Genomic DNA, 13,930 nt, shown 5'->3' on the forward strand with positions numbered 1-13,930 from the left:
TCCAGCGAGCTCTCCACGAGGGTTGGATGCCTTGCCCTCGGGCATCCGAACAACGAAGCCCCTGTAGCGGCCGCTACGCTCCCATAGCAGCGCCATCCGTTCATGGCTCGGAAGCCGGGGACGTCATAGGGTTGCGGTAGGATTCCGTTTCACGAGGAGATGGACTTGGCGACGGCAGAGCAACTGAAGGCACTCGTGAGGAGCTACGCCGAAGGTGACCAGGCCCAGTTCCTTTCGGTGGCCATGCAGGTCGCCGCCCATGCAGCCAGGCAGGGGCATGCCAGGCTTGCTCAAGAGCTTCGTTCGCTCGTCGATCAGGTGAAGTCACGAGGGGAGATGGCTCCCCGCCGTCTCGAACCTCCGACACCGCTCGCCCAACCTCGCGGCGAGCTCTCGGGGCTCCTGTCCGTCAGCTACCCGGACACGCGCCTCAACGAGATGGTTCTACAGCCCGCTGTCCGTGAGCGCCTGGAGCGTGTCCTGCGCGAACAGCAGCAGGCACACAAACTCCGGGAGCATGGTCTCCGCCCTCGCCATCGGATGCTTCTGGTGGGCCCACCCGGCTCCGGGAAGACCATGACGGCGGCCGCTCTGGCGGGTGAGACACAACTGCCGCTCTTCACCATCCTGTTGGATGGCCTCATCACCCGGTTCATGGGAGAGACCGCGGCGAAGCTGCGGCTGGTGTTCGATGCCATCCGCTCGACCCGGGGTGTCTACCTCTTCGATGAGTTCGATGCGATTGGCGGGCACCGAAGTGCTTCGAATGATGTGGGGGAGATCAGGCGTGTCCTGAACTCCTTCCTGCAATTCCTGGAGCAGGATCAGTCGGACAGCCTCATCATCGCCGCGACGAACCATCCCGAGCTGCTGGACCATGCGCTCTTCCGGCGCTTCGATGATGTCGTCGAGTACAATACTCCTTCAGGAGAATTGGCTACCCGGACCATTCTCGCCAAGCTGGGGTCCTTCTCTTCCGAGGACCTGGATTGGAAGCTCTTGAGCAAGGCGGTGAAGGGGCTGAGTTATGCCGAGCTGGCGCGAGCCTGCAATGACGCCATCAAGGAAGCCATTCTCGATGACAAGTCATCGGTCACGACTCAAAGCCTTCTTCGAGCGTTCGATGAACGCCGCTCCACCCGGCGCTCATGAGCCTCCCGGGAAAATGATTGGCTAGACCCTTCAATCGGCCGCATCTCTTCATCCGGAAGCTTCCGGACATCTCGCTCTTCACCTCTCCGAAATCAGGCGGAGGGGGCATCAGGACCAAGGCCCAGGACCGGGCGAAGCATGGCGCCCACCTGAAGGAGCAGTACGAGGCCGAGCTCGCCCGGATCGAGGAAGACGAGACGCTGGCGCTCCGCTTCGAATTCGAGAGCGAGCCAGGGTTCGATCTCAAGCTTCAAAGCCTCGAGTCCGAGCGGCAGGGGATCGAGCTGCTCGCCGTCCGGGACGTAGGAGAGACCACGTTCGCGACGGTGCTGATCCCTCGCGACAGGCTGGGGCACTTCATCAAGCTCTTCGAGGACTACCTCACCAAGACGCGCGGAAAGAAGAACAATCCCGCCAACAAGGACCTCGTCGAGAGCATCGCCCATGTCCGGCGCGCCTCCGTCCGCTCCTTGTGGACGGACCCGGAGGAGCGTTTTCCCTCGGGAGACGGTCCCTTCTGGTGGGAGGTCTGGCTGCGCCGGACCCAGGGCGCGTTCGAGCGGTTCCGAGCCACGGCGCAGCAGGCGCGGCTGTCCGTCAGCAACATGCCGCTGCGTTTCGTGGATCGCATCGTGCTGAACCTGCAAGCGACGGTCATCCAACTCAGCCAGCTGCTGGAGCAGGACGAGTTGATCGCCGAGCTCCGGGAGGCCAAGACCACCACGGCGGAGTTCATGGAGCTGACGCCGTCCGAGCAGGCCGCCTGGGTCAGGAATCTCCTGCCGCGCATCCAGGCACCGCCCGGGGATTCACCCTCGATCTGTATCCTCGACACGGGCGTGAACCGGGGGCACGAGCTCATCGGACTGGCGCTCCCCGCCTCCTCCCTGCTCACGGTCGATCCCCGCTGGAAGGCGGATGACCACCATGGCCACGGTACCGAGATGGCCGGGCTCGCGCTGTATGGCGATCTGGGTCCCGTGCTCATGTCCAAGGGGCCTGTCGCGCTCAGGCACCAGCTGGAAAGCGTGAAGCTGTTCCCCATGCCGGGAGATACGCACGCGCCCGAAGTCTACGGAGCGGTGACCCAGGAGGCCACCGCTCGTGCGCAGATCCAGTCTCCCGGGCTCGCACGGACGTTCTGCATGGCCGTGACCAGTCCCGATGGTCATGAGAAGGGGGTCCCGTCTTCCTGGTCGAGCGCCGTCGATGCCATCGCCTTTGGTTCCGCCGATGGAGAGCGCCGCTTGATGTGCATCTCCGCGGGCAACATCCAGCTGGACCACTTCATCCATTACCCGGATCGCAACGTGACCGAGCTCATTCGCGATCCGGGGCAGTCGTGGAATGCCGTCACCGTGGGGGCGTACGCCGACCGGGATGTGGTGATGGACCCGGCGCTGTCAGGCTGGAAACCAGTGGCTCCGCTGGGTGGGCTCTGCCCTTCCAGTCCGACTTCTGTTGCTTGGAACGAGACCTGGCCCATCAAGCCGGACATCGTGATGCCCGGCGGTAATGCCGTGGTGGATCCCACGGGGACGAGGTGCGATTTCACCGACAGCCTCTCGTTGCTGACAACCTACTCCCGGCCGATCATCCGGCAGTTCACCGCCTCGGGAGAGACCAGCGCGGCCACGGCACTCGCGGCACGGCTCGCGGCACGGCTCCACGCCCAGTACCCGCGGCTCTGGCCCGAGACGGTCCGGGCCCTGCTCATCCACTCCGCGGAGTGGACGGAGTCGATGCGCGGCCACCTTCCCCAGAAGAAGCCCAGGAAGAGCGACTACGCGAGGCTCCTTCGAACGTTCGGCCATGGGGTACCCGATGAAGAGGCAGCTCTCTTCAGTGCCAATGACGCGCTCACGCTGATTGCCCAGCATGAGATCCAGCCCTACGACGCGCATCCCCACAAGAAAGGGGAGTTCGTCACCAGGGACATGCACCTGCACGCGCTCCCATGGCCCGAGGACGTCCTCCGGGGACTGGGAGAGATCGACGTCGAGCTGCGCGTGACGCTCTCCTACTTCATCGAGCCCCTACCGGGAGACCGGGGTTACAACCAGAAGCAGCGGCATCGGTACGCGTCCCACGGGTTGCGGTTCGATTTGAAGACGGCGGCCGAGACGCTCGAGCAGTTCAAGATCCGCATCAACAAGGCGGCGCGAGAGGAGAAGGAGAAGGCAACGAGCACCAGCGATTCCAAATCCTGGAGGTTCGGCCCGGACATCCGGAGCAGCGGGTCCATTCACTCCGATCGCTGGACAGGTCCCGCGGTGGACCTCGCGGACAAGGGGTATCTGGCCGTCTATCCGACGATTGGCTGGTGGAGGGAGCGGCCTCGCCATCAGCGTTGGAAGACGAGAACCCGCTACGCCCTGGTGGTCTCGATTCGCACCCCAGGAGTGGACGTCTACACGCCCGTGGCCATCGAGCTGGGCATTCCCATCACGGTTTGAGCAGGTGGGTACCCCCATCGGACTCATGGGGATGGCGACAGAAGCCCTGGACACAGGAAGTGCCCGGGGGGCACGCCGGCCCACCGTCCGAGCAGGAGACCCGGGAGCAGGCCATCTTCAGCTCCAGCCGGGAGTCCTTGTAGCGCGGGGGCCAGACGGAACAGAGGCCGCCCTCGGAGCAGGGCACCTTCTGACAGTTCTCCCCACGCACCACCGCGCAGACCGAGATGCCCTCCCCGAGGGAGACGCACTCCTGGCCTTCGGAGCAGCCCGTCGCCTCGCAGGTGGGAAGGCAGGAGGGACCGTCCAGGCCCTCGCGGCAGAAGAAGCCCCGGGGACAACTCGTGGGTTCATCTGGCTGGCAGGAGCGGCCACACCATCCCACGTTGCAATGAAGTTCCCGCGCGCAGGTCTCCTCTTTCATCCCCAGGGTCTGCACACATGCTTCGCCCTCCTTCCTCAACCCAGGAGGGACACAGGTGCGTATCAGGGTTTCACTCCCCAGCGTACGGACCGTCTGGCACATCCAGTCCTCACCACACTGGAAGTCCGCCTGGCACGTGCTGCCTCCACAGAATCCTTCGCGCTCACCCGCGAAGTACAAGCAACCAAGGGGCGCTTCACACTCCTCACCTCCCGAGCAATCGAGCCCGAAGCTCTGGAGTGCTTTCTGCTCACGCATTGGAAGAATGGGAGCCACCTGCTCCTTCGCTCGAGGCAGTTCGTCCCGCTGCTCCCGCCGCATCTCACCGGCCAGAAGCATCAGGGGCACGGGCAACAACAGCCCGGCGATGCCACCGAGGAGGGTGCTCCACCTCACTGGCACTCCACCTTGCATGGATACGAGGTGCAGTCACGGACTTCCATCTTACCCTCGGGACAGTGCTGTCCCTCATCGTCCTCCATGTCCTCCCGTCTCTCCCTCAGCTCACGCCTTCGCTCCTCTTGCATGTCCTGGATGTCCTTCGCCATGGCCTGATCGAGCTTGCCGCCCTTTCCGTAGACATCCGGGCAACCGGTCCCCAGGATCAACAACCCCATCACCGCCGCGAGCATCGCGCGTCGAGTCATCAAAGCCCCCCGGAGACAATACCACCTGAGGGGTAGATGGAATCCGGGCGGGGTCGTGCATCATGCCCGTGAGCTGACCACTGCCAGACACAGCCGTGGGGGAGGGGCTCTTGCTGACACGCCCCGACTTCATGGACGCTTCTCCCCCCGTGCCTCTCGCCAGACCGGACAACCGGAGTGATGCCTTCGTCCTCCACGAGCTGGAGCGGCATCAGCGCCGGCGTGAGCAGGGCATCCCCACCCTCACCGTGCTCGCCGGCCCTCCCGGCACCGCGGCCTCCTTCTGGCGCCAATGGCTCGGCTCGATCCACAGGCCGGGCTGTACCGTGCCCGCTTCGAGCGAAGCCGAGGTGGTCCGCGCCTGGCTGGAGGCGCTCGCCCGCGTCAGGGCGCTCGAAGCCGATGCCGCGGACTTCCTCGGCACGGCCGGAGGTCTCGCTCCGGGCGAGCTGCACGCCCGCTTGAGAGGAAAGACAGCCCACGAGCGCGGCGTCCTCCTCCAGGAGCTGTTCTCCTCCGCTCCCGATGGAGATGTCTCCACCGCGTGCAGGTGTCTGCTCCAGCCACAAGTTACCCACAATTCAGGGGCCCCCCTCGACGCGGTGCTCGACGCACTCGAGCATGATCCCCTCCGCGCCCTCACGGCACTGCACGCCCTCGTCCCGCACGGCACGGCGCCCGCGCTGCTGCTCACCGGCTCCGGCTCCGAGGGGTTCGCACACGCGGCGCGCGTCGCCTCGCGGCTGTGCGCCTCCCTCCCGGCCCTCGTCATCGCCCTGATCGCGGACCGCTCCACCCTCGACACCTACCTGCGGGGCGGCGGCTCCCAATCCCTCGCCATGGTGCGCGAGGGCCTCCTCAAGCTCGCCGCCCCCTCTCCCGAGGCCCTCGGGGTGAAGCTCGAGGCCCTCGGTGTCCCACCCTCGGAGGAGCTCGCCCGCCCCCTGGCCAGGCTCGCCGCGGAGGGCGTCTCGGACGAGGTGCTCGCGCTCTTCGGTGAAGTGGTCCGCGAACACCAGCGCACCTCCCCTCCCGAGGCCCCCGAGGACCGGGCTCGCAGCACCGAGGAGCGCTTCCTCTCCGCCTTCCTCGACTCGCACCCCGCCACCCACGGACTGTTCGAGCTCAATGCTTCTCCGGGGTTCCGGCTCGCGGGCCGTGACGTGGAAGTGGATCTGCTGTCACGGCGCTTCCGCCTCGCCATCGAGATCGACGGCTACCGCCACTTCCAGGATGCTGAGGCCTACCGGCGGGACAGGCGCAAGGATGCCGCGCTGCAGAGCCACGGTTTCTTCGTGCTGCGATTCCTCGCCCAGGACGTGGTGGCGCGGCTCGAGGAAATCCTCGACACTATCTCGGAAGTCATCTCGCATCGACGTGAGCTTGGAGGTTGAACACATGCAGGGGCCTGAGGTTTCTCGACTGGGTGAGCTGGCGCTCACGTGGCTGCTGACACGCGAGGAGGGGAAGGGCTCCCGGAGCGAGCTCTCCCGCGCGCTGAAGCCCTTCGCCGAGCACCGTTGGACCGCCGGTGACTGGAACCTCCGGCTCGACGAGACGCTCACGGCACTCGAGACGGCGGGGCTCGCCCGGCGCACCGCGCGCAATGGCCTCGAGCTCACCTCCCAGGGGCGGACGCATGCGCTCGCGTGGCTCGGGGTGAAGCGGCTGCCCGACGGCACCTCCTGGAAGAAGCTCAAGAACACGCACCTCCTGGCGCGCGTGCTGGAGCTGCCGCCCTCCCACGGCAACCTGGACCGGCTGGGCACGGCCGATGGCATGCGCGCGGTGCTCGTGCAGAAGCAGTTCGGCGGCGAGTCCCCCGGCATGAAGAGCCTCACCCAGGTGCGCGATGCGCTGTGCTGGAAGCAGCTCGGCATCGACACGGACAAACCCTTCACCGCGGCCGCCGTGCAGGCCGTGCTGCTTGCCCGCGTCCTGCAGGCCTCGCGCGAGGCCGAGCCCACCCAGGCCATGCGCCAGCTCGCGGCGAAGAGCGTGGGCGCGAAGCGCTCGGACGCGGAGAGTCTGCGGCTGGCCGCCCTGCGCTCCTGGCTCGTCCCCGGCTCGGAGCCCGTCACCGCGCCGTCCACCGCGCCGGCCTCGCGCAACGTGCTGACCCCGGCTCCGGTCCGCGAGGATCTCCAGTCCTTCGCCGAGCGGGTCCATCAGGCGGCGAAGGCCTCCACGAGCGGCCGCTTCGGTGAGGACAAGATCTTCATCTCCCACGTCTGGCGCGCCCTCCAGGGCCAGGTGCGGGGTCTGGACGAGCAGGCCTTCAAGAACAGGCTGGTGGAGGCCAACCGGGCCCGGTTCCTCTCGCTGAGCCGCGCCGATCTGGTGGAGGCCATGGATCCCGCGGATGTCGCCGACTCGGAGACCCGCTACCTCGGCGCCACCTTCCACTTCATCTCCCTGTAGTCCTCTCCCCACCCGGTTGCCAGGGACTCCCCATGAGCCCGTCCGATCTCCGCCTCGCCGCCTTCCTCTCGGACCGCACCGAGGTCTTCCACTCCATCCAGCACCGCCACGAAATCTGGCGGCCGGATCCCTTCGACGTGGAGCGCGTGCACCAGGACGCCCGTGCCTCCTTCGAGCGCCTGCTCACCCGCGCCACCACGCCGCCCGGCCTGAGCTCGGGACGCATCCTGTTGCTGCTCGGCGAGTCCGGCTGCGGCAAGACGCACCTGGTGCGCGCCTTCCGCGCCCGCGTCCATGAGCACTCCCTGGGCTTCGTGGGCTACCTGCAGATGACGACGTCCACCAGCAACTACGGGCGGTACGTCCTCTCCAATCTCATCGAGTCGTTGGATCAGCCCTACTTCGAGCCCTCGCAGCCCGGCTCCGGGTTGATGAAGCTCTCCAGCGCGCTCTTCGCGCGGTGCGGCAAGTGGGCCGCCAGCCTCTCGCAGACCGAGACGGACGCGGACGACGTCCACCAGATCGTCAGCGACGCGGCCGACGAGCTCATCGATCAGCCCGAGCTCAAGGAGTTGGATCTGGATCTGCTGCGCGCGCTGCTCTACCTGCAGCGCAGCGAGTCGCGCATCAAGAACCGGGTGCTCAAGTATCTGCGCTGCGAGGATCTCTCGGAGCCGGATCGCAAGGTGCTGGGCGGGATGGTGCCGCGCATCCACGACGAGGATCCGAAGAAGATGGTGGAGCACCTGGGCCGGCTCATGCGGGCGCTGGGGCACTCGCTGGTGATCTGCGTGGACCAGCTCGAGGACATGTATGATCAGCACAACGCGGGCGAGCCCTTCCGGCGAGCCGTGCAGACGTTGTGCGATCTGGCCGATCGCGTGCCCTCGTCGCTCGTGGTCATCAGCTGCCTGAAGGACTTCTGGACGAAGCTGAGCCCGATGCTGACGCGTCCGATGCTGGATCGCCTCACGTTGGATCCAGCGCCCATCCATCTGCACAGCCTGCGCACGGCGGAGGAGGCGCGGCTCATCGCGGAGAAGCGGCTGGAGTACCTGTACGATCAAGAGAACGCGCCCTTCGAGGCCGCGGAGCCCACGTACCCCCTTCCGCACGAGGGTTTCGAGGCCCTGGCGGGCCTGCGGGCCCGCGACGTGCTCAACCACTGCCGCCGCTATCGGGAGCTCTCCGTCCATCTGGGCCGTCTGCCCGAGCACTTCCCGCTCGTGGAGGAGCTGACGAAGCCGGGCTCCCCGGAGAGCACTCCCGAATCCACGTCCGTCTCGGAGCTGGATCCGCTCTGGAACGACTTCCGCACCGGGTACAAGGGCTCGACGCCCGATGACGACTCGGAGCTGGCGGTGCTGCTCACGTGGGCCCTGAGCACCAGCACGGACGAGTGGGACGGCGGCCACCGCTTCGAGGCCAGGACGCTGGACGAGTCCATCCAGGTGGATGTCTCCCCCGGCAACACGAAGCTCCAGGTGGTGCTGTGCAACAGCAAGCCCAATGGAGGAGCACTCGCGCGGGAGATCGAGCAGGCCCGCAAGGAAGCCAAGGGCCGCACGCCCGTCGTCGTGCGCACCACCGTCTTCCCCAGCAATCCCAAGACGCAGGCGGCCGAGGAGCTGGGCAAGCTCATCGCCAAGGGCGGACGGCGCGCGGTGCTCGAGGACAGTGATTGCCGAACGCTGCTCGCGCTGCGGGACTTCCGCGCCCAGCACGAGTCCCGGGCCGACTTCGCCGCCTGGCTGCGCTCGGCCCGGCCCCTCACGCAGGTCAAGGCCCTGCGCGACATCCTCGATCTGGAGCATCTGCGTCCCGTGGCCCGCACGCCTCCGGCCGCTGCCCAGGCCCCAGCCACCGAGAAGCCCGGCACCCCGCAGCAGCCGCTCGCGCTCCGGACGGATCCGAAGCCCCAGGAGGCGTCGCCGCAGCCCTCGCGTCAGCACGAAGCGTCCCAGGAGCCTCCCCGGAGGCAGGAGCCCATGCGCATCGGCGAGCTGGAGAGCCTCTCGCGCGACACCGTCACCCTCACCCCCCAGGAGCTCATCCAGCACGCCGCGTTCCTGGGAGGCTCGGGCAGTGGCAAGACGACGCTCGCGCTCAACGTGGTGGAGCAGCTGCTCCTGCAAGGCATTCCGGCCATCCTCGTGGACCGCAAGGGAGACCTCGCCGGGTACGCGCAGGACGCGTCCCACCCCACCTGGACGCGCCCGCTCGATGATCCGCGCCGCTCCGATCGCCGGGCCCTGTTGCGCGATCGGCTCGACGTGGCGCTCTTCACGCCCGGGCACCCACATGGCCGCCCGCTGGCCATTCCCATCGTCCCGGACGGGCTCGGCTCGCTGTCCGAGTTCGATCGCAAGCAGGCCACGCAGCTCGCGGGCGACGCGCTCGGCGGCATGCTGGACTACCGGCACAGCGGCCGGGACAAGGCCTGCCGGACCGTCCTCACGCAAGCGATTGATCAACTCGTGCAGCTCTCGCCCGCGGGCGTCACGCTGGAGAAGCTCGTCTACTTCATCGACGAGAAGGATCCGCGGCTGGTGAACGCCGTGGGCCGGCTGGAAACGAAGCTGTTCGAGAAGCTGGTGCAGGATCTGGAGACGCTGCGGCTCAGCTCCTCGGCGCTGCTGGGCAGTGGAGGGGAGAAGCTCGACATGGAGCTGCTGCTCGGCCGGGGTGCGCACGCGCGGCCCGGGAAGACGCGGCTGAGTGTCATCAGCACCAAGTTCCTCGGGGACACCGACAAGGTGCTCTTCTGGGTGTCCCAGCTGCTCATCGAGGTGTCGCGCTGGCTGGGCCACCATCCCTCCACCGCGCTGCAGGCGGTGCTCATGTTCGACGAGGCGGACATGTACCTGCCGGCCACGCGCCAGCCCGCCACCAAGCAGCCGATGGAGAACCTGTTGCGGCGGGCGCGCTCGGCGGGCCTGGGGGTGATGCTCGCCACGCAGAGCCCGGGGGACTTCGACTACAAGTGCCGCGACACCATCCGCTCGTGGTTCGTGGGCCGGGTGAAGGAGAAGAACTCGCTGGACAAGATGAAGCCCATGCTCAGCGAGGCGCGGGTGGACTTCACCGCGAAGATTCCCAACCAGGTCACCGGCCAGTTCCACGTGCTGCGCGAGGGCAACGTCCAGCCCATGAAGGCGGATCCCTCGGTGCTCGCCACCGAGCAGCTCCCGGATGACGAGCTGCTGCGGCTCGCGGCGAGCACGCTGCCTCCGGCGGATCCGAGGCGCACGGGCTCCTGACGCCTCGTGCCGTTCCCTCTCCCTCTCCCGTTGGGAGAGGGAACATGCCTCGACCCTGCTCTTGCTGAATCGAGCGCCCGTCAGCTCACCGCCGCAGCAGCTCGTTGCCGATGGCGCGCTGGGCCTCGAACGTCCTGGGGATGGAGGAGGGCGACTGGTGCGTCCACAAGCCGAAGTTGAGCAGGCCTTGGATGCGCGGGTCGCTGCGGGCCAGGTCGTAATACTCCCAGTTCGCGCGGGCGAGCGACGCGTCATCGCTGTAGGCGCCCACCAGATAGGACTGCGGCACCAGCCAGAGCTTCTGGGAGGGAGTCAGGGTCGCACGCAGCGTGTTGAGGTAGCCCACCACCTCGGACATGGGGCCGTAATGGTCAAAGCCCACCCAGTCCGCGCGCGCGGGAGTGACGAGTGACGGCGACAGCGAGGGCACCGCGTGCACCACCATCACCGGAATGGTGGGGAACGTGTCCTTGAGGGTGTTCACGCACGTCTCCAGATCCCTCACGGAGACGCCCACCCAGTAGGGCTCATCGATGACGTAGAACCCGCCCACGCTCCCCAGGTACGGGGTGATCTGCGTGACGAGCTGGTTCCAGGCCTGGACATAATCCGGGCGCAGCGCCGAGCCGTTGAAGAACTGCCAGCGCGTCTCCAGCAGGCACTTCACCCCGCGCGCGGCGCAAGCGGCGAGATCCTCGGGGCGCTGAACGAAGTTGAGGTTGGTATGGGCCGTCACCTCATCCAGGTGGGGGCCATGACTCCCGGACTGGGCCCAGTAATAGCCATAGTGCTTCAGGTGGTTGACCACCGGGGAGACCGCCACGTCATCGAAGCGGGACACCTGTCCCTCCTCCACGTACGCCCCCAGGTAGAGGTACGCCGAGGAAGGAAGCACGCCGGGCCCGTTGAGCCGGGCGGAGAAGGACACACCGTTGACGGTGCCGAGCACCTGTCCGTCGCGCACGGCGAGGCTCACCGAGTACCTGTCCGCCGCGGGGACGCTCCCCGGCGTCACCGTCATGAACTGGCCATTGTCGAAGATGCCCAGCCCACCGTTGGAGCGGATGAGGAAGCCGAAGTCGATGTCCGCGTTGCTGACGTAGCCGCTCGAGGTCCCCGTGCCGCCGAGCATGACGGACATCCAGTTGCCGCTGTCACGGGCATCGGAGACGACGGGCTCGGCGACGAAGGAGAGACGGAAGGCCCCCGAGGCATCCCGCGAGAAGGGCTTGTCCATGCGCAGCGCCGAGGGGGACGCATGGAAGGAGAGCGTATCCGGGCTCCAGATGTGGTTGACCTGGGCCACCCAGATGCTGGGCGCGGGCGCGGGGTACCACAGGCCCGAGAGGCGCGTATAGGTCGCCGGAGCCAGCGAGCCGGACTGCCTGCCCGCGAGGTTGTCGTTGAGCCCCGTGCCGTTGGCGTTGTTGGCACCGTTGAAGGTGTCCCGGAACTGCTCGGTGGGAATCAGCGCCTGCTGTCGCGACGCCGGTGCTTCCCACTCGGGCTCCGTGAGCCCCGCACTGCACCCACACAGCACCGACACCGCCAGCCAGCCCATTCGAATCCGATGCATTGCTCTCTCCCCACGAAGACGGTGGCCTTCATGATCCACCATCGGTTGGAGAGGCTGTATCTCATTCCCCTCACGCTTCGTGTACAGCCAACCAGACAGGCGTCGCGGCTCTCCCCCGCCCTCTCCCAGGGGAAGAGGGCGCCAGCTCAGCGCTCGGGGATGTCCGTCAGCTTGAGCTTGAACTGCGTCGTCTTGCCCACCCGGATGGGAACCGACAGCTGCCGCCGCTTCCCGTCCGCGCCCTTGATGCGCAGCAGGTGTCTGCCCGCCGGCACCGGCTTCTTGATGAGCGGCGTCTTCCCCAACGAGCGCCCGTTCAGGAACACCTCGGCCTCCGGCAGCACCACCAGCGTCAGCGTGCCCTGCTTCACGCCACGCACCGGCTCGTCGTCACCGTCCTTCTTCGCCGGCTCCTCCGAGGCCTTCTCCTGCGCCTGCTCCGGCTCGGCCGCCCGCGCCGTGGGCTCCGGCTCCGCCTTCTTCTGCCCCGGCGGCTGGAGGGGCGTCATCGGGGACACGTCCCCCAGCGGCATCGGAATGGGTGTCCCCTCCTCCTCCTGCGCCTTCATCGCCGCGAACAGCTTCACCACCCCGTAACCCGCGCTCCCCCCCACCACCAGCAGCGCGATCAGCACCGCCCAGAACCTCGCCGTTCCTCCCCGCGAGGGCTGCTCCGCCGTCCGCGCCTCCCTCGCCGCCACGGGCGCCTCCCGCGTCACCCGCCTCCCCGTGGTGTGCACCCCCGCCGCCGGCGCCTCCTCCGGCTCCGCCCTCCTCGCCCTCTGGCCCCGCGCGAGCATCGTCTCCTTCGGATCCGCCTGCCGCGTCTCCTCCGCCTTCCGCGCACGCGCGTCCGGCCGCGGGGACTCCGGTTCCGTGGACGCCCTCTCCGGCTCCTCGCGGCCTCCCAGCATCCGCGCCATCTCCGCGTCCACCGGCTCCTTCGCCTGCTCGACGCTCTCCAGCAGCCGGCGCGTCGCCTCCCTCCGGTCCCCGAAGTGCTCGAGCATGAAGGCCGCCCGCTGCTCCGCGTCCATCAACAGTCCGCCCGCCGCGGCCTCCAGCGCCTTCGCCATCTCCCGGCCGCTCGCGTAACGCTGCTCCCGCTCTCGTGCCAGCGCCTTGAGCACCACCTCCGGCACCCCCGGGGGCAGCGTGGGCACCTTCACCCCGGGATCCGGAATGGGCGCCTTCAGGATCATCTCCATCTCCTGGCGCTCCGTCTCCGCCGAGAAGAGGCGCTCGCCCGTGAGCAACTCGTACAGCATCACCCCGGCGGCGAAGAGATCACTGCGCCCATCCAGCGGCTCGCCGCGCACCTGCTCGGGGGACATGTACCCGGTGGTGCCCTTCACCATGCCCACCTGCGTGCGCACCACGCCGTCGCGCGCCTTGGCGATGCCGAAGTCCAGCAGCTTCACCCCCCCGTCGTACGTCACCATCACGTTCTTCTGGGACACGTCCCGGTGGATGACGGGCGAGGGCTTGCCTCCGGGCGTGGTGAAGGCGTGCGCGTAATGCAGCGCCAGGCACACGTCGCGCACCACCGCCAGGGTGAAGCCCACCGGCAGCACCTGGCCCCGGCGCCGCGGCACGTCGGCCACCTGGTTGAGGTTCTGCCCCGCGATGAACTCCATCGCCAGGAAGAGGCCCTCGGCGTCCTGGCCCAGCTCGAACACCTGACCGATGTTCGGGTGGTTCAGCGCCGCGGTGATGCGTGCTTCATCCAGGAACATCTTCTCGAACTGCTCGTCCCCGCGCGCGTCCGGCAGCACCCGTTTGAGTGCGACATACTTGCGGAACCCGCCCGGCCCCGAGGTGTAGCCCAGGAAGAGCTCGGCCATGCCACCCACTGACAGTTGGGTGAGCACCTCGTATCTTCCGATGCGCTGGCCGTGGTGCGGATCGGGGAGAGCGGAATTCAGCGGCTGGGGAGCCCCCCGGACCGGTGCGGACATGGGCCGAACCATAGCCCACACACCCTGTGGACGGCC

8 protein-coding genes are annotated in these 13,930 nt (G+C 67.6%); 5 read left to right on the top strand and 3 right to left on the bottom strand.

What is annotated here, in order from left to right:
• Positions 1–165 precede the first annotated feature (165 nt).
• Together AC16DP_RS39435 and AC16DP_RS39440 are read left to right on the top strand one after the other, a co-directional pair.
• Positions 166–1,152, top strand: a complete 987-nt coding sequence (locus AC16DP_RS39435; RefSeq protein WP_329733114.1) for an AAA family ATPase — start codon at positions 166–168, stop codon at positions 1,150–1,152.
• Positions 1,153–1,169: 17 nt separating this feature from the next.
• Positions 1,170–3,608 carry a S8 family peptidase gene (locus AC16DP_RS39440; RefSeq protein ID WP_329733113.1) on the top strand — a complete coding sequence of 813 codons (2,439 nt, stop codon included), beginning with the start codon at positions 1,170–1,172 and terminating at the stop codon, positions 3,606–3,608.
• A gap of 816 nt (positions 3,609–4,424) precedes the next feature.
• Here the strand turns inward: AC16DP_RS39440 and AC16DP_RS39445 are convergent.
• Positions 4,425–4,679 (bottom strand): hypothetical protein, encoded by a 255-nt coding sequence (locus tag AC16DP_RS39445; protein WP_329733112.1) that lies wholly within the window; start codon positions 4,677–4,679, stop codon positions 4,425–4,427.
• A gap of 110 nt (positions 4,680–4,789) precedes the next feature.
• Here AC16DP_RS39445 and AC16DP_RS39450 point away from each other — a divergent pair, with 110 nt between their 5' ends.
• The 3 genes from AC16DP_RS39450 to AC16DP_RS39460 are packed head-to-tail and all read left to right on the top strand — an operon-like array spanning position 4,790 to position 10,360.
• Positions 4,790–6,073: an endonuclease domain-containing protein gene (locus AC16DP_RS39450; protein WP_329733111.1), complete on the top strand. Its 1,284-nt coding sequence runs from the start codon at positions 4,790–4,792 to the stop codon at positions 6,071–6,073.
• A gap of 4 nt (positions 6,074–6,077) precedes the next feature.
• Complete coding sequence (locus AC16DP_RS39455; protein WP_329733110.1) at positions 6,078–7,100, top strand: hypothetical protein; 1,023 nt, start codon at positions 6,078–6,080, stop codon at positions 7,098–7,100.
• Between the two features lie 32 nt (positions 7,101–7,132).
• Entirely contained in the window at positions 7,133–10,360 is a 3,228-nt protein-coding gene (locus AC16DP_RS39460) for an AAA family ATPase (protein WP_329733109.1), read from the top strand.
• An 85-nt stretch (positions 10,361–10,445) separates the two neighbouring features.
• On the opposite strand, the gene AC16DP_RS39465 is transcribed toward AC16DP_RS39460, so the two are convergent.
• The gene (locus AC16DP_RS39465; RefSeq protein ID WP_329733108.1) at positions 10,446–11,936 is read right to left on the bottom strand and encodes a hypothetical protein; all 1,491 of its coding nucleotides are present in this window, start codon (positions 11,934–11,936) and stop codon (positions 10,446–10,448) included.
• Between the two features lie 146 nt (positions 11,937–12,082).
• Positions 12,083–13,894, bottom strand: a complete 1,812-nt coding sequence (locus AC16DP_RS39470; RefSeq protein WP_329733107.1) for a protein kinase domain-containing protein — start codon at positions 13,892–13,894, stop codon at positions 12,083–12,085.
• Positions 13,895–13,930 lie beyond the last annotated feature (36 nt).

It is taken from the genome of Archangium sp. (genome assembly GCF_057119385.1).